General features: G+C 56.1%; 17 protein-coding genes. 11 read left to right on the top strand and 6 right to left on the bottom strand.

Going from position 1 to position 24,133, the window contains the following annotated elements; all coding sequences use genetic code 11:
• Window positions 1-100 precede the first annotated feature (100 nt).
• Entirely contained in the window at window positions 101-1,573 is a 1,473-nt protein-coding gene (locus tag P8S54_RS00460; RefSeq protein WP_281442774.1) for an efflux transporter outer membrane subunit, read from the bottom strand.
• A gap of 232 nt (window positions 1,574-1,805) precedes the next feature.
• Between P8S54_RS00460 and P8S54_RS00455 the strand changes: the two genes are divergently transcribed.
• From P8S54_RS00455 to P8S54_RS00435, 5 genes are all read left to right on the top strand, one after another.
• Window positions 1,806-2,861, top strand: a complete 1,056-nt coding sequence (locus P8S54_RS00455; protein WP_281442773.1) for an efflux RND transporter periplasmic adaptor subunit — start codon at window positions 1,806-1,808, stop codon at window positions 2,859-2,861.
• Window positions 2,862-2,869: 8 nt separating this feature from the next.
• Entirely contained in the window at window positions 2,870-5,965 is a 3,096-nt protein-coding gene (locus tag P8S54_RS00450; protein WP_281442772.1) for an efflux RND transporter permease subunit, read from the top strand.
• Between the two features lie 183 nt (window positions 5,966-6,148).
• Entirely contained in the window at window positions 6,149-8,053 is a 1,905-nt protein-coding gene (gene edd, locus P8S54_RS00445) for a phosphogluconate dehydratase (protein ID WP_281442771.1), read from the top strand.
• Window positions 8,053-9,018: a glucokinase gene (gene glk / locus P8S54_RS00440; RefSeq protein ID WP_281442770.1), complete on the top strand. Its 966-nt coding sequence runs from the start codon at window positions 8,053-8,055 to the stop codon at window positions 9,016-9,018. The genes edd and glk overlap by 1 nt, the downstream gene beginning before the upstream one ends.
• Window positions 9,019-9,059: 41 nt before the next feature.
• Window positions 9,060-10,025, top strand: coding sequence for a carbohydrate kinase (locus tag P8S54_RS00435; RefSeq protein WP_281442769.1), 966 nt, complete (start codon window positions 9,060-9,062; stop codon window positions 10,023-10,025).
• Between the two features lie 21 nt (window positions 10,026-10,046).
• On the opposite strand, the gene P8S54_RS00430 is transcribed toward P8S54_RS00435, so the two are convergent.
• From P8S54_RS00430 to P8S54_RS00410, 5 genes are all read right to left on the bottom strand, one after another.
• Window positions 10,047-11,528, bottom strand: a complete 1,482-nt coding sequence (locus tag P8S54_RS00430; RefSeq protein WP_281442768.1) for a glycoside hydrolase family 32 protein — start codon at window positions 11,526-11,528, stop codon at window positions 10,047-10,049.
• A gap of 181 nt (window positions 11,529-11,709) precedes the next feature.
• Window positions 11,710-12,372 carry a bifunctional 4-hydroxy-2-oxoglutarate aldolase/2-dehydro-3-deoxy-phosphogluconate aldolase gene (locus tag P8S54_RS00425; RefSeq protein ID WP_281442767.1) on the bottom strand — a complete coding sequence of 221 codons (663 nt, stop codon included), beginning with the start codon at window positions 12,370-12,372 and terminating at the stop codon, window positions 11,710-11,712.
• Window positions 12,373-12,414: 42 nt separating this feature from the next.
• Window positions 12,415-13,080, bottom strand: a complete 666-nt coding sequence (gene pgl, locus P8S54_RS00420) for a 6-phosphogluconolactonase (protein ID WP_281442766.1) — start codon at window positions 13,078-13,080, stop codon at window positions 12,415-12,417.
• Between the two features lies 1 nt (window position 13,081).
• The gene (gene zwf, locus P8S54_RS00415) at window positions 13,082-14,575 is read right to left on the bottom strand and encodes a glucose-6-phosphate dehydrogenase (protein ID WP_281442765.1); all 1,494 of its coding nucleotides are present in this window, start codon (window positions 14,573-14,575) and stop codon (window positions 13,082-13,084) included.
• A gap of 378 nt (window positions 14,576-14,953) precedes the next feature.
• Window positions 14,954-16,489: a carbohydrate porin gene (locus P8S54_RS00410; protein ID WP_281442764.1), complete on the bottom strand. Its 1,536-nt coding sequence runs from the start codon at window positions 16,487-16,489 to the stop codon at window positions 14,954-14,956.
• Between the two features lie 418 nt (window positions 16,490-16,907).
• On the opposite strand from P8S54_RS00410, the gene P8S54_RS00405 reads away from it, so the two are divergent.
• From P8S54_RS00405 to P8S54_RS00380, 6 genes are all read left to right on the top strand, one after another.
• Window positions 16,908-18,179: an ABC transporter substrate-binding protein gene (locus P8S54_RS00405; RefSeq protein ID WP_281442763.1), complete on the top strand. Its 1,272-nt coding sequence runs from the start codon at window positions 16,908-16,910 to the stop codon at window positions 18,177-18,179.
• A 14-nt stretch (window positions 18,180-18,193) separates the two neighbouring features.
• Window positions 18,194-19,189 carry a sugar ABC transporter permease gene (locus P8S54_RS00400; protein WP_281442762.1) on the top strand — a complete coding sequence of 332 codons (996 nt, stop codon included), beginning with the start codon at window positions 18,194-18,196 and terminating at the stop codon, window positions 19,187-19,189.
• Window positions 19,189-20,031, top strand: a complete 843-nt coding sequence (locus tag P8S54_RS00395; RefSeq protein WP_281442761.1) for a carbohydrate ABC transporter permease — start codon at window positions 19,189-19,191, stop codon at window positions 20,029-20,031. Before P8S54_RS00400 ends, P8S54_RS00395 begins: the two co-directional genes overlap by 1 nt.
• A 66-nt stretch (window positions 20,032-20,097) precedes the next feature.
• Window positions 20,098-21,714, top strand: a complete 1,617-nt coding sequence (locus tag P8S54_RS00390) for an alpha-glucosidase family protein (protein WP_281442760.1) — start codon at window positions 20,098-20,100, stop codon at window positions 21,712-21,714.
• Window positions 21,715-21,780: 66 nt separating this feature from the next.
• Entirely contained in the window at window positions 21,781-22,887 is a 1,107-nt protein-coding gene (gene ugpC / locus P8S54_RS00385; RefSeq protein ID WP_281442759.1) for a sn-glycerol-3-phosphate ABC transporter ATP-binding protein UgpC, read from the top strand.
• Between the two features lie 176 nt (window positions 22,888-23,063).
• On the top strand, window positions 23,064-24,113 hold the full coding sequence (locus P8S54_RS00380) for a LacI family DNA-binding transcriptional regulator (RefSeq protein ID WP_281442758.1): 1,050 nt from the start codon (window positions 23,064-23,066) through the stop codon (window positions 24,111-24,113).
• The last annotated feature ends 20 nt before the right edge of the window (window positions 24,114-24,133 follow it).

Here is a 24,133-nt window from a genome sequence, read left to right as displayed (position 1 = left end):
AACAAAACGGCCTCAGTTAGAAAAGAGTAAAAGATCAGCTGTTTAAGGACGCCGAATAGTAACAAAACTGAACCATTTTGGTGGCTTGATTGTTGAGCCTTTACTGGTCGGCCTGCCATCCACCCCCTAGCGTTTTAAATAGTGTGGCTGCTGCGGCTAGCTCCTCACGCCTTACATCGGCTTGCTCCATCCGGGCGGCAAGCAAATTACGCTCGGCATCTAAGCGCTCAAGCTGGCTAACCTGGCCCTGCTCATACATCAATACCGTAAGGTCTCGGGCGCGCTGCACTGCACCTATTTGTTCTTCCACCGCTGCGGCCCGCTGGGAGGTAAACTCGTAGCTGTAAAGGGCGTCACGCACTTCATTAAAAGCTGACAATACGGTTAGACGATACTGCCCTTCAGCCTGCTCAACCCGAGCTTCAGCGCCTTCAACACCCGCACGGGTTCGGCCAAAATCAAACAGCGGGCCCATTACCGACGCACCAAGCCCCCAAGTTCGCGCTGCATCGCTAAAGAGATCGCCGCTACTTACGGCACTTGTGCCAATAAAAGAGGTTAAATTGAGCGAGGGTAAACGGTTCGCTTCCGCAACACCTACCTGCGCCGTTGCTGCAATGAGCGAGGCTTCAGCCGAGCGAATATCGGGCCGACGCTGAAGTAGCTCAGAGGGCATCACTTGAGGAATTCTTTGCGGCTGAGCGATCTCCGCAAGCTGGGTATCACCAGTATCCAGCGCGCTGATTAGCTCTTGGGGCGACATACCCACTAACACGCCTAACGCCCCGCGCAACGCCTCCACTTGCCTGGCTAATGCAGGCCGCTCTACACGCAACCCCTGCAGCTCGGCTTCTGCGCGTCGAACGTCCAGCTCGCTAATGTCGCCATGCTCAAAACGCAGGCGCTGCAAACGATAGGTCTCTTCATAAGAGGCAATGGTTTCATCGAGTAGCTGGCGCTGCGCCTCAGCGCTCTTTAGATTGAAATACGTCGTCACGACATCGCCTATGACACCTATTTCTGCCGCATCTCGGGCAAACTCGCTTTGTTGAAGGGCTGCGGTGGCCGCCTCTCGCTCGTTAGCTAAACGCCCCCACAAATCAATCTCGTACCCTAGGCTAGCGGCTAGCGAGTATTGATTGTTAGTGGAGGTAATTAAATCTTGAATAGGTTCAAAATCGATGGGGAACGCTGCCCCTGGTGTGCGCTCTCGTGTGGCTTCCGCTTGAAAGCCTACGGTCGGAAACTGATCGGCATCTGCAAACCCTAACTGGGCGCGGGCTTCTTGAATGCGCGCCAATTGGATGGTGAGCTCTAGATTATCGTGTGTGGCCCGCGACACTAATTGGTTCAGCGCCGGGTCGTTAAACTGGCGCCACCAGTTGCGCCAATCATCCCGCTCCGTTTGGCTTAAGGTGATGTGCTCAGGCCAGATATCGGGTAGCACAACCTCAGGCGCTTGGTACTCAGGCCCAAGTGCGCAGCCGCTTAAAACCAGTGCTAATGCCACCCCTAACCAACTGCGCTTTTGGCTACCCTTGCTGGGTATCGCTTTTGAGATACGTTTTTGCATACTCCGCTGCACGCTCGCCATCCTTAGTGTTAATCATCGTTTTTTGCATTGGGCGCGTTTAACGTGTGCCATTATTTGTGGTCACGTACAGCAAAAAACCAAACGCCTGTTCGAATGTGTTAAGAGTACCTATTATAGTGGGCAGTTTAAACACGCCATGGGCTGAAGACCCAGATATCATTAACCCACATTACGACATACCAATGATTAATCGCCTGCAGGGAGGCATTGAATGAGGCCCAACGTATTATGGATAGTATTAATAGCAGCGGTACTGCTTGTCGGCTGCTCCAACGATGAAGCGCCTCCAGAGCCTCCCGTGCAAGTCATTAAGCTGTTTGAAACAGATCAGCAGGATCTTTTTCCCAGCCGGCGCTTTATTGGGCGCGTAGATGCTAAAAGTACCGTTAACCTTGCCTTTCGGGTCGGCGGCCGGATAGAAACCTTTCCTGCCGTCCAAGGGACGACAATTCCCCGCGGTGAACTCATTGCTCAGCTAGACCCTACCGACTACGCATTGCAAGTACGCAGCGCTGAAGCAGAAGTAGAACAAGCGCGTAGGCATTTTAATCGACAGCGCAACCTGTATTCGCACAATGCGGTGTCTGAAACCGTGCTGGACGCAGCACGTGCCGATGCGGAGTTAGCCGAAACGCAGTTGGAAAATGCTAAACAACAGTTGGCATATACCACCCTAAATGCGCCTTTTGATGCACTCGTGACACGGCGCCTTGTGGAAAACCACACCACCGTGCCGCCCAATGCGGAGGTAGTGCGTATTCAGGATATCTCTGAGCTGCGTATTCGCATTAATGTGCCTGAAGCGCTCATGCAGCACCTGGAGAGTGGCAGCGTCTTCAACATCGAAGCAGAAATTGCCACCCTGCCCGGCGAGCGCATTCCGTTAGTTTACCGCGAGCATGTCACTGAACCTGACCTAGTGGCACAAACGTACCAAGTTGAATTTGCCCCCGCTGATGGTGTTTCGCCTATCGCACTCCCCGGCACTACTGCGACGGTCATTATTAAGTTAGAAAATGCGCTAACGACCTCGGTGGTCACAGTGCCTAGTAGTGCGCTGGATCACACCGAAGACGGCGATTTTCGCGTTTGGGTATATCACTCAGAGACCGGCACGGTTTCACCCCAGCAAGTCACCGTGGGGGAAGTTACCCAAGACCTCGTCATTATTGTTGCAGGCCTTGCGCCGGGCGTGCCCATTGCAGCCACTGGCGTCCAGCTACTGCGCGACGGCATGCGCGTTAAACCGCTCGACGCCGCGCTTTAGGAGGCCTTATGAATATCGCAAAGCTGTCCATAGAACGGCCTTTAAACACGTGGCTAATCGTCTTAATTTGCTTATTTGGTGGTTTGTGGGGATATAACGCCGTCGGCAAACTCGAAGACCCATCCTTCACCATCCCTAACGCTATTATTAATACGCCCTATCCTGGCGCCACCGCGACAGAAGTAGAAAATGAGGTCACCGAACGCCTTGAGCGCGCTATCCAGGAAATGGAGCAGATCGACGTTATCGAGTCGAAGTCGCTGCCTGGACGCTCAGAAATCAAAGTAGAAGTGCACCCTAGCTACCACAGTAATCAGCTGCCGCAAATTTGGGATGAGCTGCGTAACAAGATCCATGATGCGCAAAGCGACCTCCCCACCGGCGTGCTTGGCTCGCAAATCAACGACGATTTTGGTGAGGTTTACGGGCTTTTTTATGCGGTGACCGCGGATGGTTTTACCACCCGTGAAATTCGCGACATTTCTACTTTTTTACAGCGAGAGCTGCTTGCCGTGCCCGGCGTTGCCAGGGTAATCACCGCCGGTGAGCGCGAAGAAACAATTTACATCGATATATCGAACGAACGGCTAACCACGCTTGGCATTCCCATTGAGCAGGTCATCAATACGATTCAAACGGAAAACACCGTGGAAAATGCAGGCAGCCTTCGCATTGGCGACCGCCAAGTGCGCTTGGTGGCGCGCAGTGATATTGATAGCACGGCGTTAATGGAAGCCATCCGCATAGGCCGCCCTGGCACAACAGAGCAAATCTCGTTAGTCGATATTGCCGATATTTATCGCCAACCAAGCGAACTGCCCAGGCACCTCATTCGCTACAATGGCCAAAGCGCGTTCACTATCGGCATTGCAGGTCTGGCCAACGAAAACATTATTGAAGTAGGTGAAGCAGTTGAAGCTCGCATGGAGGAGCTTAAGAGCAGAATCCCGCTTGGCGTAGAGCTTCATCCCCTTTACGAACAGCACCATGTGGTTAACGATGCCATTAACGATTTCTTGCTCAACCTGTTGATGTCGGTGGCCATTGTCATTGGCGTGCTGTGTCTCGTCATGGGGTGGCGGGTTGGCGTGGTGGTCGGCAGTACCCTACTGCTTACCGTGCTAGGTACGCTGCTGTTTATGGGCCTACTGGGCATTGATATGGAGCGGGTGTCACTCGGCGCGTTAATTATTGCCATGGGGATGCTGGTCGATAACTCCATCGTGGTTGCTGAGGGCATGGTCAGCAACATCAAGCGAGGTGAGCGCGCCAAGGAAGCCGCCAGCAAAGCTGCCAACCGCACCCAGCTACCGCTTTTGGGGGCGACGGTTATTGGCATTATGGCGTTTGCCGGCATCGGGCTCTCAGACGATGTTACTGGTGAATTCCTTTTCTCACTGTTCATCGTCATTCTGGTGTCACTGCTATTAAGCTGGCTACTGGCTATTACGGTGACGCCATTATTTGGTTACTACCTGCTGCGTAAAGAGGAAACGGACTCAGACAACGCTACCGACCAACCCGAAAGCAGCGAGGAAGATCTCAGTAAACGAGAGCTTTACGGCGGCTTTTTTTATCGGACATACCGAAGGTTGCTCATACTCGCGCTGCGTTTACGCATTATCACGGTCTCTATATTGGTAGTGGTAACGGCTGTTTGTATATGGGCCTTTACGCATCTACCTCAATCATTCTTTCCACAATCCACAACGCCGCTATTTTTGGTTAATGTGGAGCTGCCCCAGGGCAGCGACATTCGCGCGACGGCCCATCACGCCGAAGAAATCGAAGCCTATATATTAGAGCAGGAAGGCGTTTCTTCAGTGGCTAGCTTTATTGGCCAGGGCGCAACCCGCTTTATGCTTACGTATGCCCCAGAACAGCCAAATTCCGCATATATACAGTTGATGGTGCGTACCGAAGATATAGACGTTATACCGGATCTTGATCGCCAGCTTTACCGTGACCTTAACGAGACGTTTCCTGATGCCCAGGTGCGCACGCAGCGGCTACAGTTTGGCCCTGGCGATGGCGCGGATATAGAGGCGCGCTTTCAAGGGCCTTCTCCCACGGTATTACGCGAACTAGCGGCGGAAGCGGAACGCCGTATAGCGGCTAACCCCTACTTGATCGACCCGAGGAATAATTGGCGCCAACAAGAGATGATAGTCGTACCGCACATTAACGACGAGCGCGCTCGTATTGCCGGCGTATCCAGGGAAGATATTGCCCAAACGCTGCAGTTTGCCTCATCGGGTGTTCGTGCGGGTACCTACCGTGAAGGAGAGCATTTACTCCCCATTGTGGTGCGACCAACCTCTCCAGAACGTGACGATGTGGCACTACTTCAAGATCGTAACGTATGGAGCGCCGCCCAGCAGCGCTTTGTCCCTATCAGTCAAGTGGTGACAGCGTTTGAGTTACAAAGCGAAGAGTCGTTAATACAGCGACGTAATCGCTTGCGTACTTTAACCGTTGGCGCAGACCCCGCTGAAGGCTACACAGCAGCACAAGCCTTCGATGCCATTCGAGGGGAAATCGAGTCCATTGCCCTGCCACCCGGCTATCGGTTGGAGTGGGGTGGCGAGCATGAAGACTCCAGCGAAGCACAGGCGGGGTTAGCCCAACAGCTACCCATCAGCCTGCTGGTAATGCTACTTATCTCCATACTGCTTTTTGGCAAACTCAAACAGCCGCTTATCGTGTGGCTAGTGGTGCCCATGTCAGTATGCGGCGTAGTGATTGGGCTGCTGTTATCAGGGCTCCCCTTCTCTTTCACCGCGCTTTTGGGGATGCTTAGCCTCTCGGGCATGCTGATGAAGAACGCCATTGTGTTAGTGGACGAAATAGATGGGCAGATCAATGAAGGCAAAGCGCGCTTTACTGCGCTGATAGATGCCAGTATCAGCCGTCTACGCCCCGTGTTCCTTGCCGCAGGCACCACTATTTTAGGCATGCTGCCCCTATTGGTAGATGCGTTCTTCAATAACATGGCTGTCACTATTATGGGGGGCTTGGCGTTCGCCTCGTTACTTACCCTAGTGGCGGTTCCTACTCTTTATGCCATGCTATTCAGCATAAAAAGCGACGAAGTAGAGAGCTAAACCACTAAGATGGCCCGCCTAAGCGACGTAAGTGGCTAGGCTGGCCTTTTGCTACTCCTGTCAACAATATGGTAATAAAACTACAATGCTGGCTTTTTTTACCGTAAAATATCTCTTAAAGGCTATTAAATACGTAAGATAACTACAAATCCAGTTTGTCGCCCCCACAGCGCAGAGGTCAATATGCCTGGTTCAACACCACTTAGCTCAGCACCCGCCACCTTAAATGAGACCGTTGCCGAGGTTGCCCAACGCATTCGTGAGCGCTCTGCCGAGCGGCGTGCCCTCTACGAGCGCCGCATGGCCGACCAGCACAAGCGCGGTGTTCACCGCTCTGAGCTCTCCTGCGGCAATCTGGCCCATGGTTTTGCTGCCTGTAGCGCCCAGGAGAAAGACTCCCTGAAGCTGATGAACAGCGCCAACCTGGGGATTATTTCTTCATACAACGACATGTTGTCGGCCCACCAGCCGTTTGAAACCTTCCCAGAAACCATCAAAGCGGCCGCCCGCGCCATGGGCTCTACCGCGCAGTTTGCCGGTGGCGTGCCCGCCATGTGCGACGGCGTAACTCAAGGCCAACCGGGCATGGAACTCTCGCTGTTTTCTCGGGACTTGATCGCCATGGCCACCGCCGTGGGTCTTTCACATAACATGTTCGATGCTGCTATTTACCTGGGCGTGTGCGACAAAATCGTACCGGGCCTGTTTATCGGTGCCGCGCGCTTTGGCCACTTGCCCGCCATGTTCGTACCCGCCGGCCCCATGCCCAGCGGCCTGCCGAACAAGGAGAAAGCGCGCATTCGCCAGCTATACGCCGAAGGCAAAGTGGGCCGCGAAGAGCTGCTGCAAGCGGAGTCCGACTCCTACCACAGCCCCGGCACCTGCACCTTCTACGGCACCGCCAACTCTAACCAGCTGATGATGGAAGTGATGGGCCTGCACCTGCCGGGCACCTCGTTTGTGAACCCAGGCACCGAGATGCGCGAAGCGCTGACCCGCTACGCCACCGAGCAAACCATCCGCAACACCGAACCCGGCGGCGAGTATCGCCCGTTCTACAAGCAGATCGATGAGCGCGCCATTGTGAACGCCGTGGTTGGCCTGCTGGCATCTGGCGGTTCTACCAACCACACCCTGCACCTGATCGCCATGGCGGCAGCGGCGGGTATTACGCTCAACTGGGACGACTTCACCGACCTTTCAGCGGTAACGCCCAGCATCATGAAGGTCTACCCTAACGGTCAGGCGGATATTAACCACTTCCAGGCAGCGGGCGGCATGAGCTACCTGTTCCGCGAACTGCTGGGCGCGGGCCTGCTCCACGGCGACATTCCTACCGTGTTTGGCACCAACCTCACCGCTTACACCCAAGAGCCCTTCCTGGAAGATGGCAAAGTGGTATGGCGCGAAGGCCCGGAAAACAGCCTGGACGAAGAAGTGCTACGCCCGGTCGCCACACCCTTCGCTGCCACCGGCGGCCTGACTGTGATGAAAGGCAACCTGGGCCGTGGCGTCATCAAAGTCTCGGCAGTGGCTGAAGAGCACCGCGTGGTAGAAGCGCCGGTGAAGATCTTCGAAGATCAAAACGACATGAAAGCGGCGTTTGAGTCCGGCGACTTGGATCGCGACGTGATTGTGGTGGTTCGCTTCCAAGGCCCCAAAGCCAACGGCATGCCCGAACTGCACAAACTCACCCCCTTCCTCGGCGTACTCCAGGACCGTGGCTTCAAGGTCGCGCTGGTTACCGATGGCCGCATGTCCGGTGCGTCGGGCAAAGTGCCCGCCTCTATCCACATGAGCCCGGAAGCGCTGGACGGCGGCGGGCTTGCCAAACTGCGCGATGGCGACGTGGTGCGCCTGGATGCCAACACCGGCACCCTGGAAGCCAAAGTGGATGCGGCCACCTGGGCCGACCGCGAGCGCGTGGTGGCGAACCTTGACCACTACCACGTTGGCCTGGGCCGCGAGCTGTTTTCGGGCTTCCGCCACTTGGCGATGCGCGGTGAAGAGGGCGCTGGCTCGTTGGGCGGCTTTGAAGCAGACGATCTCGCTCGTCAGCAGGGGCAAATCTTACAAGAGGACGCCTGATGCGACCAGCACTCATCGGCGATATCGGCGGCACGAATGCTCGCCTGGCGTTGGTCACGCCGGGCGAGGTCACGCCCCACGACATTCTTAATCTGCCCTGCGCCGACTACCCCGGCGTCATTGAAGCGATTCAGGACTATCTCGCCCGTGTAGGCGCAACGGGCGATAACGCCCCGCAAGAAGCCTGCCTGGCCTTCGCCTGCCCGGTGCACGCCGAGCGGGTAAAGATGACCAACAACCATTGGGACTTTATGAAAAGCGACGTTCAGCAGGCGCTGAATCTATCGCTGTTTAAAGTCATCAATGACTTCACCGCCCAGGCGCTGGGCGTGCCCCACGTGGGGGAAGATAACCTGGTGGAAGTGCAGCCTGGGGAAGCCCAGTCGCACTCGACCCGCTTGGTCATTGGCCCAGGTACGGGCCTGGGCGTTGCCGGGGTATTCCCCGGCCAGCACGCCTGGATTCCACTGCCCACCGAGGGCGGCCACGTCACCTTTGCGCCTACCGACACCACCGAACGCGCGCTGTTGGACGTGTTTTTACAGCGCCACCAGCGTGTGAGTGTGGAACGCATTCTGTGCGGCCAGGGGTTGTTAGAGCTTTACCAAGCGCACTGCACCCTAGAAGGCCAATCGCCGCGCTGCGAGACACCCGCCGAGGTGACCCAAGCAGCTAACGAGGGCGATGCCATAGCCACCGCCACCCTGCTGCGCTTTTTGAAAATTCTTGGTGACGTGTGCGGCGATGCGACCCTGACCATGGGCGCACGCGGCGGCGTGTATCTGTGCGGCGGCATTCTGCCCCGCTTATTAGAGTGGCTGCCTAAGTGCGAACTGCGCTCAAGCTTTGTTAATAAAGGGCGCATGGGCGCGTACAACGCCGATATTCCGGTGTGGATTGTGACCCACCCCTGGACCGGCCTGCTGGGTGCCGCCGAAGCGCTGCATAACGAAGAAGTTTTCTGACCCTCTTGATGAAAATCCGCCCTAACTAAAAGGAGTAACCCATGACGCCGGTGATTGCGTTCGGTGAAGCTTTGATTGATATGCTCTCTAGCCGCCTGGGTGATACCAAAGGGCCAGAGACGTTCACCCCCTACGCAGGCGGCGCACCGGCCAATGTGGCGGTGGCCTGCGCACGGCTGAACGTACCTAGCCAGTTCTTGGGCATGGTGGGTGACGATACCTTTGGGCACTTTTTGATTAATGAGCTGAAAAGCCACGGCGTAGATACTCACGGGGTCGTGCTTACCAAAGAGGCCCGCACGGCGCTGGCGTTTGTTTCCCGCGACAGCAGCGGCGAGCGCACCTTTGATTTCTACCGCCCACCCGCGGCCGACCTGCTCTACCGCCTGGAGCACTTGCCCCACGGCGTGTTTGAGCAGCCTGCTATTGTTCACCTGTGCAGCAACAGCCTAACCGACCCAGAGATCGCAGACACCACCCTGGCGATTGCCGCCATGGCCAAGCGGGCGGGCTGCCTAGTGAGTGTGGATGCTAACCTGCGCCACAACCTGTGGGCGGATGGCTCAGCGGATGTGTGGCGGGTGACCGAGCTGATTGATAGTGCGGAGCTGCTGAAAGTCTCTCTTGAAGAGCTGGACTACCTGCGGGGCGACCACCCGCAAGACGCGTGGATTGCTCAGCGGCTCGCCGCAGGCGTCAAAGTGGTGGTGATTACCGACGGCCCGAATAATGTGGTGCTCAAAGGCATCGGCATTGACCAAACCGTGACGCCGCCCAGCGTAACGGCAGTGGATACCACCGCCGGTGGCGATGCCTTTATTGGCGGTCTGCTGGCGGAGCTCTCCCGCTACGGCCTAACAGACAACTGGCATCAAGATAGCGAATTTCTCGCCAGCGCTGTAGATATCGCCTGCCGCTGCGGCGCCCACGCGGTCACCCGCCCCGGCGCTTATGCCGCCCTGCCCACCCACGCCGATATTGAAGCCCTGCGCAGCTCGGCAGGCTAGCACTCAGCATCGTCGAGCACGCTACTCGACGACGCTTTGAATAGCCCCTTCCATGACATCTACCTGCCCGCTGATCACTTCCAACGTAACTGGTTGACGGCGATGATCGACAAAGCTCACCTGAGTGATGCTGCGCTGCTCGGTGGCTCCTCCGATCAGCATTTCCAGCGTGCCGTGATCGCACCACCACTCCACCGTGACCGTTAGCCCATCGACGCTGTCAGCAGCATGATCGCAAGCAAAGTGCTCGTCGAATGCAGCCTGCCCGTTACTTCCCTGCCGCTCGTAGCGGAGCGAGGTTATTGCTTCCCCCGCCGTCAGCCATAACCGCTGCTGATTGCCCTGCTGTAGCGATAACGCCAGCTTCGTTCCTGCTTTAAGTACCAGCGTCAGCTGGCCGTAAACCGCCTCACCCTCTGGCAAGGCGATGCAGTGCTCACTCGCTGTTTGCACCGAGCGAGGCGATATGTGGCTTGGGGCACTCAGCGCTTGACCTGCTTCGCGCGCAAAACGCTGATGTAACCGCACCCCACGAGAAGTCGCGTGCAGCGTAAGTTCTCGTGGCAGGCTCATCGTGCCCCGCCAGCCCGTTTCAGGGGCATGGTTGGCGTACTGCCAGTTGTTCAACCATGCCAGCGCCAGCTGCCGCCCAGGCGTATTCGACCAGCTCTGCACGGCGTAAAAATCTCGCCCTTCATCCATCATCAGCACAGCGCCTGGGGCGTTGTCATTGGTGAATCGCTGGCCATCAAACTCGCCTACAAAGTACTGGGTAAACGAGCCAAACGGGTTATCCGGCGTGGCGCCAATGCCGACCACCAACACCCACCGCGTAGCGGGCTCATTAGGGCCAGCGTCTTCTACCGCTAGCTCAAACAGATCCGGGCACTCCCAGGGGTGCTGAGTATGCGCGCCCTCGCCGTCACCAAAGGCGCTGGCAAACTGCCACTCCAGCAGGTTGTGGGAGGTATAGAAGTGAATCTCTTGCCCACAGGCCAGCGCCATCACCCAGCGCTGGCTGGGGCCATGCCAAACCACTTTAGGGTCGCGGAAGTCCTTAAATCCTGGCGGCGGCAGAATGGGGTTACGCTCGTAGCGCTGCCAAGTGCGGCCCTTATCGCGGCTGTAAGCCAGGAACTGGGACTGCTGGTAATCTTCCGGGTCATCAGAGAGCACCCGGTGGCAGGTGTAAAACGCCAGCAGCCCCGGCTGGCCGTCAAACAGCCCCGTTACATCGTGCTCATCCACCACGGCGCTACCCGAAAAGCTGGCGCCCTCTTCGTTGGGTGCCAGCGCAATGGGCAAATGCTGCCAGTGGCACAGGTCGCGGCTAACCGCATGCCCCCAGTGCATTGGCCCCCAGACGGTGCTGAACGGGTGAAATTGATAAAACAGATGGTACTCGCCGTCAAAAAACACCAGCCCGTTGGGGTCGTTCATCCACCCCATCGGCGGCGCGAAGTGCACCGCCGGGCGTTGGGGCTCAAAATCCGCTAACGTCATGCTTAAACCTTAACTTAATCGTTTAAGTTAGCGTATCACGACTGTTAGCAAACGGAAGCACCCCCTTTAGGCGTAAACACAAAAAAGCCCGAGCATGGCAACATGCTCGGGCAAACGTCTTGCTCACACGACCCGATATCAGTGAGGCAAGTGACGAGAGTTCTCTATACGGTGTTACAAATTAGTGGTGGAAACGCTCGGCAGCCTGGCGGGCCAGTTCGCGGATGCCGTCCCAATCTTCGGCATCGACCATCGCTTTCGGCGTTAGCCAGGAGCCGCCTACACACATTACGTTGGGCAGTGAGAGGTAGGTTTCAGCGTTGTCTAAGGTAATACCTCCCGTGGGGCAGAAACGTGCTTCAGGAATCGGTGCGCCAAACGCTTTAAGCGCTTTGGCACCGCCGCTGGATTCAGCGGGGAAAAACTTAAAACGACGGTAGCCAAACTGCCAACCGGTCATCAGCTCAGAAATAGTCGATACTCCCGGCAACATCGGCACCGGGCTCTCAACGCCGTAGCGGTAAAGCGCTTCAGTGGCACCCGGCGTCACTACGAAATCAGCGCCTACCTGCTCGGCCTGGCGGTACTGCGCAGGCGTGAGTACCGTGCCCACCCCAATGCTGGCGCCCGGCAGCGCTCCTTTCATACGCTTGATGGCTTCCAGAGCACAATCAGTGCGCAGAGTAATTTCCAAAACGGTCAGACCACCCTCCACCAGAGCACGGCCTAGCGGTACCGCGTCTTCAAGGCGCTCGATGGTAATCACCGGAATCACTTCTGCCTTTAAGCAGATGCTGTCTAGCTCGGCGGTGCGCGTTGAGGGTAGCTGTTTATCGATGGTCATGAGTGAGTCTCCAAGCAATTTATTATTGGCGAAGGCGACGCATTAGGGCGCCCAATAGATCGCCAACGGGCAAGATAGAAAGGCGCGAATGGGCAGTGTACGTACATCGTCGCCACTCATGGCGTTCGCCAATACGGCACGCTTATTGTCGCCGGTGATATGTAGAATATGGCGCTTCGCCTGATGCAGGCGGGCCGCCGAAAACGTAATGCGCGGCTGCGGCTGGCTGGGGGTGCGCACGGCGACCAGCGGCTCATCGGTGGAGAGCGCCAGGCCCAGCTCTTGGCTATCTGGGAACAGCGAAGCCGTGTGACCATCGCCGCCCATACCTAAAATTACCACGCTCGCAGGCCAGGCAAGTCCTGCGGTAGCTTCTGCCACGGCTGCTACGCCCTCTTCCGGCGTACCGGCATCAGAGGTCAACGGTACAAACGTAGCCGCTGCCGCAGGGCCTTGTAGCAGGTTGTCGCGCACTAGCTTGGCGTTGCTGTCGCTGCTCTGCTCATCCACCCAGCGCTCGTCGGCCAAGGTAATCTCTACCCGCGCCCACGCCAGTGGCTTTTGCGCCAGCGCCTTGAAAAACGGCACAGGCGTTGAACCACCCGACACCACCAGCAGCGCACGCGCTTGGTGGCTAAGGTCGTCGGCCAGGGCTTGGTAAACAGCTTCTGCTAGCTGCTCAGCGAGCGCTTGTCGTGTGTTGCTCATTTTAATAGTCCTCGTACCAGCTACGGCCATCCTGGGTAATCATGGCAATGGAGGCAACCGGCCCCCACGAGCCCGCCGGGTAGCGGCGCGGCGGGGTTTCGCGTGTTTTCCAGCCACCAATCAGCTGGTCGCACCAGCGCCACGCGTGCTCCACTTCGTCCCGGCGCACAAACAGGTACTGCTGCCCCTTCATTACTTCCAGCAGCAAACGCTCGTAGGCATCTGGGATCCGCGATTTGGGGAAGGCGTTGTTGAAATCCAGGTGCAGCGGCCCTGGGCGCAGGCGCATGCCTTTATCCAGGCCGCTATCCTTGGTGAGCACTTGAAGGGCAATGCCCTCTTCCGGCTGCAGGCGAATAATCAGCTTGTTAGCGGCAATATTGCGCTGATCAGGATCGAAGATATAGTGAGGCTGCTGACGGAAGTGAATCACAATTTGCGACAGCTTCTCCGGCATACGCTTACCGGTACGCAGGTAAAACGGCACGCCTGCCCAGCGCCAGTTGGCCACTTCGGTTTTCATGGCCACGAAGGTTTCGGTTTGGCTTTGGGTGTTGGCACCCTCTTCATCCAAGTAGCCTGGCACGGGCTGACCATCGCTGGTGCCCGCAATGTACTGGCCACGTACCACGTCGCGGCCAAGCGCTTCGCCGGTAAACGGTTTGAGCGCCTTAAGCACTTTTACCTTCTCATCGCGGATAGCGTCGGCATCTAGATTCGAAGGTGGGTCCATGGCAATAAGGCACAGCAGCTGTAGTAGATGATTCTGTACCATATCGCGCAGCTGGCCCGCATCGTCGAAGTAGCCCCAACGGCCTTCGATGCCGACCTTTTCGGCTACGGTAATCTCGACGTGGGAGATATGGTTCTGGTTCCACTGCGTGCCAAACAGCGGATTGGCAAAGCGCAGGGCGATCAGGTTCTGAACCGTCTCTTTACCCAGGTAGTGGTCAATACGATAGATGCGCGATTCAGGGAAAACAGCGCCAATAGCGTCGTTGATCTGCTCGGAAGAGGCCAAGTCATAACCAATCGGCTTTTCAACAATCACGCGGGTGTCGTCATCCAGGCTATTGCTTGCCTGCAGGTTGTGGCAGATATCGCCATAGATGCGCGCCGCGACGGATAGATACACCACCATGGGAAGCTTGGAGCCTTCGCGCCACTGGCGAATGGCGTCGTAGCCATCTACCGTTGCGAAATCGAGCGTCAGATACTCTAAGCGGTTTAAGAACCGCTCCAGGCTCTCTTTATCCTGCTCGTCTTTTTTCAGGCGCTTTTGCAGTGCACCACTGACCAGTTGACGAAACGCAGCAATGTCGTGCTCCTGACGCGCCAGCCCCATGATCCGCGTGTTTTCGGGCATTAAGCCCTCGCGGTCAAGATGATACAGCGCAGGGAACAGCTTGCGCATGGCAAGGTCGCCTAACGCCCCGAACAGCGCTAAATCAATCGCATGACTGGGGTCGCCCAGCGGTGCATGTGACTGGCTCATCTCAACTCCTGTTTATCATTAGGCGCTATAATGTAGTTAGATTACCTAAAATCTATCTGAATCGAGTCATTAAGCGCAATATTAAATGTAATTTTACTACAAAATTTTTATGTCATCGCATATTTACACAGTGGCATATCACAAAATGCGCACTCCATTAACAATGAACTTGCCTTTTTCATACGCTGTATCACGTTAACAGCAAGCAGGGTTAACTACTGTCATTTGGTGAATACTCATCATCAGCACTTACCTATAATCAGCACTTACCTATAAAAAGCCCGCGACGTGTCGCGGGCAATCAGCATGGGTAAGACCGTTCCTGCCTGACAGATTCGTTAGACGTCAAGCGGTTGCTAGATAAGCTACCTGCCCACCCTAGAACCAAATTTCGCTTTGCACACCGAAGCTCCACTGTCCGCCCGCAAAGCCATCGTTACCAAAAGAGTCTTCGGTAGTGTAGCCGTTCAACTCAGCGTCCCAATCTGTGTAGGAGGCGAACAGCCGAATTTCGGGACGTTTCCAGAAACCACCCACTTCCGGCTTAAAGGTAGGCGCAATGGTAAACTTGCCGAAGTTGCCACTAACCGCATTGCGACTACTGAAACCGTTGGGGTCAAGGTCCATGTACTGATAGCTGCCTTCGTACTGCATCTCGAAGTTCTGGGTAATCTCGTTAGCTAAACGAACATTCAGTGTTGCCCAGGTGTAGCTGTCGCCATCAGCAAAGCGGTCATCGCTGACCTCTGCCAGAATCGAGGGCGCAATGCGCCACTGCGGAGCAATGTAAGTGGTGCCATAAACAGCTAAGCGCGTGGCAGTGGCGTCGTCGGTCAGGTCACCGTTGCTACCCAGCCCTTTCACTTCCGCACCCAAGCCTTGGCCATGCAGCACGGCAGCTTTGAAGTTCCCTTCGCCCAGGCCAAAAAAGCTGTCACCGTGGTAGGCCACCATGGTGTGCCAGCCGCTATCGGCGGCGGTTTGGCCCACACCAATATCGCGCTCATCATTATCCGCGGCGGACATCACGTTGGCCATCACCTGCCAGTTACCGAAGTAGTTGTTGGAGGTCAGGATCAGGTTGTCGGTGTTGCTACCGTCGCCGTCTAGACCGGGGTTCTCACGGTTGATAACGTCAAACTCGCTAAAACTGCGGCCATACAGCGAGACGTTTGATTTCCAATTATCCGCCAGCTGAATATCATAAATACCGCCGCCGGTGCCGGCCAGGAACACCACGTCGCTATCCAACCAGTGAATATCAAAATTGTCGCGGTCAAAACGCTTACCCGCCCAAATAGAGGCGTTTTCAAACACCCCTGTGAAACTCGGTAAGTCGCTGAATTCCGCATAGGCTTGGCGTACGTTTAGGTTAGTATCATCCCCAACCCAATCGTTACTGGAGTTAGTGCCTGCCGCCAGCATGGTGGTATAGCGTGCCCGTGCGCCATTATCAAACTGCATGCGGTAGTTGAGGACGGCTTCTGTGTAGGTATCAGGCTCGTTCCCCAAACGACCCACGGCGCCGCCAAGATTGCCGGCAGGCGTAACATAAGGGCCACCATCGATACTTTTACGGTCTTCGCCTAGTAACAGGCCTGAACGCGCATAGACATTGAATGCAAAACCTTCCTCGCCGTTAGAGCGGCGTTCTACTCGGGCTAGGCGCTCTTCAATATCAGCATCAGTGGTGGCAGCAGCAGGAGCACTGGTAGCAGGAACGGAGGTGCCCTGCTCGGCCACTTCAGCGCGGCGTTCGGCAGCATCAGCACGCTGCTCAGCGGCGGCAATACGCGCTTCAAGCTCGGCAAAACGCTCTTCGAGGGTCATGTTGGCACTGGCTAACCCGCTCATGCCTAAGCTGGCAGCCGCCACCGCAATAGTCAGCGGAGTTTTAAACGCTGTTTTATGCATTGTTATAGATCCTATTGTTCTGGAAAACATCTGCTCTGAAAAACATCTGTTCTTCTTAAAAAAACGAGTGTTTTTAAACCGCTATTGCTTTACTCGTTATGCCTGCCCTCGCACCAATTTTCCTTCGATGTTGCAAAGCAACCACTAGATTGGCTTCAGGAGTCGCAGCCCCTGAAACTTAATCGATTAAGTATCAGTAAACCAACATGCTGTTGCTAATTATCGACCAATGTCTAACCACTCGTTTATGTTAGATAAAATTCATTTATTGCTTTAGACAAAAGTCGCTATTGAACTTCACGCCAACAGACGGCTAACTGGCAACTTACTTAATCGTTTAAGTAGGCGCACCAAGCGCTTTGATACTTATCATCCACAACATCATCACCCACAACAATAAACGCCGAGGAACGCCGTTATGAAAAAGACACTTCTCACGTCAGCCATTGCTTTGGCCAGTATTGCCAGTGCCACTGGGTCTGCCCAGGCGGCCGAAATAACCATTTCTTGTGGGGCCGTTGGCGCGGAACTGACCCTTTGCCAAGAAGGCGTACGCGCTTGGGAAGAAAAAACCGGCCATCGCGTGGATGTGGTGTCAACGCCTAACTCATCAACCGAGCGTTTATCGCTGTATCAGCAAATTTTGTCTGCTAACTCTAGCGACATTGATGTCATGCAAATTGATGTGGTGTGGCCTGGTTTGTTGGCCAATCACCTGTTGGACCTACGCGAGGTGCTAGGTGAAGAGGCCGCTGCGGGCCACTTCGACACGATTGTGACCAACAACACCATTAATGACCGCTTGGTGGCTATGCCCTGGTTCACTGATGCAGGTGTGCTGTATTACCGCGAAGACCTGCTTGAAAAACATGGCCATGACGTACCCACCACTTGGCAAGCATTAACCGAGACTGCTCGTGATATTCAAAGCGCTGAGCGGTCTGAAGGCAATAACCGCATGCAGGGCTTTGTGTTTCAGGGCCGCGCTTATGAAGGCTTAACCGTGAATGCCCTTGAATGGGTCGCAAGCTTTGGCGGCGGCACCGTTGTGGATAACGACGGTGAAGTGACCATTAACAACGAGCGCGCCGCGCAAGCACTTGACCTCGCCGCTTCCTGGGTTGGTGACATCGCTCCTGAGGGCGTTTTGAACTACACCGAAGAGGAAGCCCGCGGCGTGTTCCAGGGCGGCAACGCCGTTTTTATGCGTAACTGGCCCTATGCTTGGTCACTGGCACAAAGCGATGACAGCGATGTGCGCGGTAAAGTGGGCGTCATTCAACTGCCAGCAGGCGGTGACGAGGGCCAGAGCGCGGCGGGACTGGGTGGCTGGAATTTAGCCGTCTCCCGCTACAGCGAGCACCCAGAGCTTGCCGCCGATCTGGTCGCTTTCCTAACGGGGGAAGAGGAGCAGAAGCGGCGTGCCATTCAGGCCTCTTATAACCCGACCATCGATGCACTCTACCAAGATCAAGAAGTACTGGATGCCGCCCCCTTCTTTGGCACGCTTTACGACACGTTCACGAACGCCGTTGCCCGCCCTTCAGCACCCACGGGTGATGCCTATGGACGTGTCAGCAACGCGTTTTTTAGCACTTCCCACGACGTGCTTTCTGGCACCAAAGATGGCGCTCAGGCCGTTGCAGACCTAGAAGGCGAGCTGCTGCGTCTTAAGCGTCGCAACTGGTAATCGCGGAGACCCCCATGCCGAGCTCTTCACACTCCTCGCAAAACGATGCGCCCCTCGGGGCGCACTCCATCGCGCCACCTGCGCGGCGTCATCGAGGCACCAAAGTACGCCGCCAACGCGTCAAAGCCGCCTGGCTCTTTCTGGCGCCGATGCTCATTGCATTAACCCTAGTGGCTGGTTGGCCGTTAATGCGTACGTTTTTCTTGAGCTTTACCGACGCCTCGCTTTCAGATCTGGGTGCCGCCAATCTCATCGGTTTTGAGAACTATCTCGTGTACGACGATGGCCGCTGGTACGGCGTACTTGCCGATCCTATTTGGTGGCGCTCGGTGTGGAACACGGTCTATTTTTCGGTGGTGTCGGTATCGCTGGAAGTCGTGTTTGGCGTTATCGTCGCACTAATTTTGAACGCTGAGTTTAAAGGACGTGTGATCGTTCGGGCAGCGGTACTTATACCCTGGGCGATCCCTACGATTGTTTCTGCCCAGATGTGGGCGTGGATGCTCAACGATCAGTTCGGCATCATTAACCACATGCTGATGGCAGTGGGTATTATCGACAACCCCATTGCATGGACCGCTAGCGCCACCTACTCCATGTGGGCAGTCATCATGGTCGACGTGTGGAAAACCATCCCCTTCGTTGCCTTGCTGGTGCTGGCCGCCCTACAGATGCTCCCCAAAGACTGCTACGAAGCTGCCGAGGTGGATGGCATTCACCCACTGCGGGTATTTTTCAAAGTCACCCTGCCTTTGATTACGCCAGCCCTGATGGTCGCCGTTATCTTCCGGCTGCTGGATGCGCTGCGAGTCTTCGACGTCATTTACGTACTCACCTCAAACTCCACCAGCACGATGTCGATGTCGGTTTACGCCCGCCAGCAGCTGGTTGAATTTCAGGACGTAGGTTACGGCAGTGCGGCATCCACGCTGCTGTTCTTAATTATTGCGCTAGCCACCATTGCGTACCTCTACCTCGGCCGCAAACAGATTCAACTAGGAGGTGACTGATGACCACTCGTCAGCTAGCCAAAATAGCGAAACGCGTTGGATTCTGGGCTCTGATTGCCATCATTATGGTGTATGCGGTATTCCCGTTTTACTACGCGGTCATCACGTCGTTAAAGCCTTCTAGCGACCTGTTTCGCGTGGAGCTATGGCCCTCCAACTGGAACTTGAACAACTACGTCCATATCTTTAGCCAAACCAGCTTTATCCGAGCCATTTTCAACTCCATCATCGTCGCGTTCAGCGTAGTATTCATTGCCTTGTTGCTGGGTATTACCGCCTCCTACGCGCTTGGTCGCGTGCGTTTTCGTGGGCGCTCCACGGTTCTGCTGGTGATTCTTGGCGTTTCCATGTTCCCCCAAGTCGCTGTGCTTTCAGGGCTGTTTGAAGTTATTCGCGCGCTGAACCTTTACAACAACCCAGCAGGCCTGATTCTTAGCTACACCATTTTCACCCTGCCCTTCACTGTGTGGGTGCTCACTACCTTTATGAAGCAGCTGCCTATGGAACTGGAAGAAGCCGCCATCATGGACGGTGCCACTCCCTGGGTCACTATTACCAAGGTCTTTTTACCGCTCATGTGGCCCGCCATGGCCACGACCGGGCTGCTGGCGTTTATCGCTGCCTGGAACGAGTTTCTGTTTGCCCTGACGTTCACGTTGACCGATGCCCAGCGTACGGTGCCGGTTGCCATCGCGCTGCTGTCTGGCGGTAGTGCCTACGAGCTGCCCTGGGGGCCGATCATGGCCGCCTCCGTGGTGGTCACCGTTCCACTGGTAATTTTGGTGATCATTTTCCAGCGCCGCATTGTGTCGGGCCTGACCGCGGGTGCCGTCAAAGGCTAACCCACGCAGCAACTATATTGATGGGCTGATGTTTATCCGTCAGCCACTGTTTTAAGGAATTGAGTAATGCAAGACAATACGATGTGGTGGCGCGGCGGCGTGATTTATCAAATTTATCCGCGCAGCTTTTTAGATAGCCGTGGCGACGGTGTGGGTGATCTGAACGGCATCACCGAGAAACTGGATTACGTCGCGTCGTTGAATGTGGACGGTATTTGGCTATCGCCCTTCTTCACCTCGCCGATGCTCGACTTTGGCTACGACGTTAGCAATTACTGCGACGTGGACCCGATGTTTGGCACGCTGGCGGATTTCAAAGCGCTGCTGGAAAAAGCCCATTCGCTGGACCTGAAGGTGATGATTGATCAGGTGATTAGCCACACCTCCGATCAGCACCCCTGGTTTAAAGAGAGCCGCCAGAATCGCACCAACCCGAAAGCCGACTGGTTCGTATGGGCCGACCCCAAGCCCGACGGCACGCCGCCTAATAACTGGCTGTCGATTTTTGGTGGCTCAGCGTGGACCTTCGACTCGCGCCGCCAGCAGTACTACCTGCACAACTTCCTGACCAGCCAACCGGACGTGAACTTCCACAATCCGGAAGCGCGTCAGGCGCAGCTCGACAACATGCGTTTCTGGCTGGATTTGGGCGTCGACGGTTTCCGCTTGGATACGGTCAACTTCTACTTCCACGATGCCGAGCTGCGGGACAACCCGCCGGTACCGAAAGGCGAAGCCAAAACCCTGGGCGCTCCGGAAGCAAACCCCTATACCTGGCAGCGCCATGTCTACGACCTCAGCCGCCCAGAGAACCTGGACTTCCTGAAAGACCTACGCGCATTGATGGATGAGTACCCCGGCACCACGACGGTGGGCGAAATTGGAGACGACAACCCGCTAGAGCGCATGGCGGAGTACACCGCCGGTGGCGATAAGCTGCACATGGCGTATACCTTTGATTTGCTCAACATGCCTCACTCAGCCAGCTACCTGCGCGAAGTGATTGAGCGCTTCCAGCGTTTGGCAGGTGACGCTTGGCCCTGCTGGGCAACCTCTAACCACGACGTGGTGCGCAGCGCGACCCGCTGGGGAGTCGATGAAGACCCCAAGGCCTACCCCAAAGTCATGCTCGCTATGCTGTTCTCGCTACGCGGTAGCGTGTGCCTTTATCAGGGTGAAGAGCTGGGCCTGCCGGAAGCTGACGTACCTTTCGAGCGCATTCAAGACCCCTACGGCAAAGTACTATGGCCGGAATTTAAGGGCCGCGACGGCTGCCGTACGCCCATGCCGTGGACCGACGGCGTGCGAGGCGGCTTCTCCCCGGTAGAGCCTTGGCTGCCGATGGAAACCCGCCATCTAGATTTGGCCGTTAGCCGCCAGCAAGATGACCCGAATGCTACGCTCAATAGCGTACGTGCTCTGCTGGCGTTTCGCAGCAGCCACCCAGCGCTGTTTGATGGTGACTTAACCCTGGTGGATGTAGGTGAAGATCTGCTTGGTTTCACCCGTCAACAAGGCGACGAAACGCTACTGTGCGTCTTCAACCTGACAGGGCAAGAGCAGCACACTACGCTGCCCGTTGAGATTGCCAGTGACCACTCAGTGGCCAACTTTACCGCTACGCGAGATGGCAGCACACTCACGCTGCCTGCTTATCAAGCCGCCTTTATGCAGGTTGCCTAAAGCCGCCTACAACAGTTAATAACGATAGCCGGCCCGCGACGCTCTTGAGGCCGGCAAGGAGTTACCATGGCAAGTGTTACGCTTGAAAAGGTCAACAAGGTATTTGGCCGAGATCACATTATTAAAGACGTCGATCTCTCCATTGGCGACGGCGAGTTTGTAGTATTTGTCGGCCCTTCCGGCTGCGGTAAATCGACCCTGCTGCGCCTGATTGCCGGGTTAGAGTCCATCAGCGACGGCGATTTGAACATTGGCGGCACCGTAGTCAACGATTTACCACCCCGCGAACGCGGTGTAGGGATGGTATTTCAGTCCTACGCGCTTTACCCGCACATGACCGTTTATGACAATATGGCGTTTGGCTTGAAACTGGCTAAAACCAACAAAGAAACGGTGCATGAACGAGTAATGAGCACAGCGAAGATCCTTCAGCTAGAAGAGCTCTTACACCGTAAGCCCAAAGCGCTTTCAGGTGGTCAGCGCCAGCGGGTAGCCATGGGCCGTGCCATGGCGCGTGAGCCACGCATTTTACTGTTTGATGAGCCGCTCTCTAACCTGGACGCGTCACTGCGCGTGCAGATGCGCAACGAAATTGCCCGTCTGCATAACCGCCTTGGCTCTACCATGATTTACGTGACCCACGATCAGGTAGAGGCCATGACGCTGGCAGATAAAATCGTGGTGCTTAACCGTGGCCATGTTGAGCAAGTAGGCAGCCCTCATGAGCTCTATCAACGCCCGGCCACTAAGTTCGTGGCAGGCTTTATTGGCTCGCCAACCATGAACTTCCTGCCTGCCAAACTGCTTAACGGTACCACTGACGGCTGCCGGGTTAACGTTGCAGGATTAGGTGACGTAACCCTGCCCCAAGCGGGCGACGGCTACGCGCAAGGCAGTGCGCTGACGCTTGGCGTGCGCCCTGAGCACCTGCGTTTGGAAGCGCCGCAGGGAGATAACTGCTTTGATATCGTTAACGTCGAGTATCTGGGCAACGAAGTATACGTTTACCTAGAGCCTAAAGAGGGCAAAACGCTACTGATTCACCGCAGCGAAGCGCCCAGCCAGTGGAAAGAGGGTCAGCAGGTATCGCTTGTGCCGGATACCGAGCATGTGCACCTCTTTGACGAGAGCGGTGCTGCCCTGGTGCTCTCAGGCGCTCGTTCAGCAGCTTAATTAATCAAAGCACGACCTATCACGGCCTTGGCGGTTAAGACAACCTTTCAGATGAGGGTAGTCGGCATACCACCTAGGCCGTTATTCTTGTGCGCGACAATTAAATAATTAGCCTGCGCTATAAAATAAGGCAGGCACGCACTCTGCCAACGTTCTTCACCTGTTTAGGAAGCACCGTGACTGCCCCTCGCCGAATGACCCTAAAGGACCTTGCGCTCGAACTCGGCGTCTCTACCGCGACGATTTCCAACGCTTTCAACCGCCCCGACCAGCTCTCCCCGCTGCTGCGCGACCGTATTCTCAAAGAAGCCAAGCGGCTGGGGTATAGCGGCCCGGATGCCAAAGCCCGCAGCCTGCGCACCGGCCGCTCCAGCATTGTGGCGGTGATACTGGCCGAAAGCCTGACCTACAGCTTGAACGATGCCGTGGCCAGCGAGTTTCTCTCTGGCGTGGCCGAAGTACTCGATGCCCACGGGCACACCATGCTGCTGTTACCCGGTCGAGGGCACGCCTCCCAGCCACCCGGCTCAGCCAATATTGCCGATGGCTTTATTGTTTACGGGCTCATGCCCAACAATAAGCTGTTGAATGAGCTTCCTTCACAGCGCCCGCTGGTATCGGTGGATTTTGATATTGACGACTGCCCCACGGTGCATATCGATGACCGCGACGCCAGCTACGCGATGGCAACCCATGCGCTTAAACAGCGCCCTCTTCGGCCCGCCATTATCAACCTGCGTTTAACCAAAGAGCACTGCAATGGCCGGGTAACCAAAGAGCACACGATGCTGCCGGACAGCAGCACCATTAGCCGTGCGCGTTTAGACGGGTTTCACGCAGCGCTTAAAGAACATGGCTTCGATACTGGCGAGATCCCGCTGTGGAACATTGAAGAGAACGTGTTTGACGTGTGCTCACCGGTGATTACCGAGATCATCGACCTACCCGCCGAACAGCGGCCTGACTTACTGCTGTGCATGTCGGATCGAATTGCGCTCACCGCGCTGACGCTGGCAGAGCAGCGGGGCATTCAGGTACCAGGAGAGCTGCGGATTACGGGGTTTGATGGCATTGCGGAAGGGCAATACCGCGCCCCGCGGTTAACCACCGTGCGCCAGGACAGCGCAGGTAAAGGGCGCGTGGCGGCCAACATGATCCTAGGGCGAATACCCAAAACCCAGCAGCTACTCAAAACAGAGCTGCTGCTGGGGGATACCTGCCCTTAGAGAGCAGTCCTTAAGCGGTA

It is taken from the genome of Halomonas sp. M1 (genome assembly GCF_029581375.1).
Classification (GTDB): domain Bacteria; phylum Pseudomonadota; class Gammaproteobacteria; order Pseudomonadales; family Halomonadaceae; genus Vreelandella.
This window is presented reverse-complemented; position numbering and strand designations above follow the sequence as displayed.

Excerpts from the sequence above, each read along its gene's own strand:
- P8S54_RS00400 (WP_281442762.1), top strand. The coding sequence starts at position 18,194 with ATGCCGAGCTCTTCACACTCCTCGCAAAACGATGCGCCCCTCGGGGCG.
- P8S54_RS00390 (WP_281442760.1), top strand. The coding sequence starts at position 20,098 with ATGCAAGACAATACGATGTGGTGGCGCGGCGGCGTGATTTATCAAATT.
- ugpC (WP_281442759.1), top strand. The coding sequence starts at position 21,781 with ATGGCAAGTGTTACGCTTGAAAAGGTCAACAAGGTATTTGGCCGAGAT.
- pgl (WP_281442766.1), bottom strand. The coding sequence starts at position 13,080 with ATGAGCAACACACGACAAGCGCTCGCTGAGCAGCTAGCAGAAGCTGTT.
- P8S54_RS00450 (WP_281442772.1), top strand. The coding sequence starts at position 2,870 with ATGAATATCGCAAAGCTGTCCATAGAACGGCCTTTAAACACGTGGCTA.
- P8S54_RS00395 (WP_281442761.1), top strand. The coding sequence starts at position 19,189 with ATGACCACTCGTCAGCTAGCCAAAATAGCGAAACGCGTTGGATTCTGG.
- zwf (WP_281442765.1), bottom strand. The coding sequence starts at position 14,575 with ATGAGCCAGTCACATGCACCGCTGGGCGACCCCAGTCATGCGATTGAT.
- P8S54_RS00460 (WP_281442774.1), bottom strand. The coding sequence starts at position 1,573 with ATGCAAAAACGTATCTCAAAAGCGATACCCAGCAAGGGTAGCCAAAAG.
- P8S54_RS00410 (WP_281442764.1), bottom strand. The coding sequence starts at position 16,489 with ATGCATAAAACAGCGTTTAAAACTCCGCTGACTATTGCGGTGGCGGCT.
- P8S54_RS00405 (WP_281442763.1), top strand. The coding sequence starts at position 16,908 with ATGAAAAAGACACTTCTCACGTCAGCCATTGCTTTGGCCAGTATTGCC.
- P8S54_RS00430 (WP_281442768.1), bottom strand. The coding sequence starts at position 11,528 with ATGACGTTAGCGGATTTTGAGCCCCAACGCCCGGCGGTGCACTTCGCG.
- P8S54_RS00435 (WP_281442769.1), top strand. The coding sequence starts at position 9,060 with ATGACGCCGGTGATTGCGTTCGGTGAAGCTTTGATTGATATGCTCTCT.
- edd (WP_281442771.1), top strand. The coding sequence starts at position 6,149 with ATGCCTGGTTCAACACCACTTAGCTCAGCACCCGCCACCTTAAATGAG.
- P8S54_RS00425 (WP_281442767.1), bottom strand. The coding sequence starts at position 12,372 with ATGACCATCGATAAACAGCTACCCTCAACGCGCACCGCCGAGCTAGAC.
- glk (WP_281442770.1), top strand. The coding sequence starts at position 8,053 with ATGCGACCAGCACTCATCGGCGATATCGGCGGCACGAATGCTCGCCTG.
- P8S54_RS00455 (WP_281442773.1), top strand. The coding sequence starts at position 1,806 with ATGAGGCCCAACGTATTATGGATAGTATTAATAGCAGCGGTACTGCTT.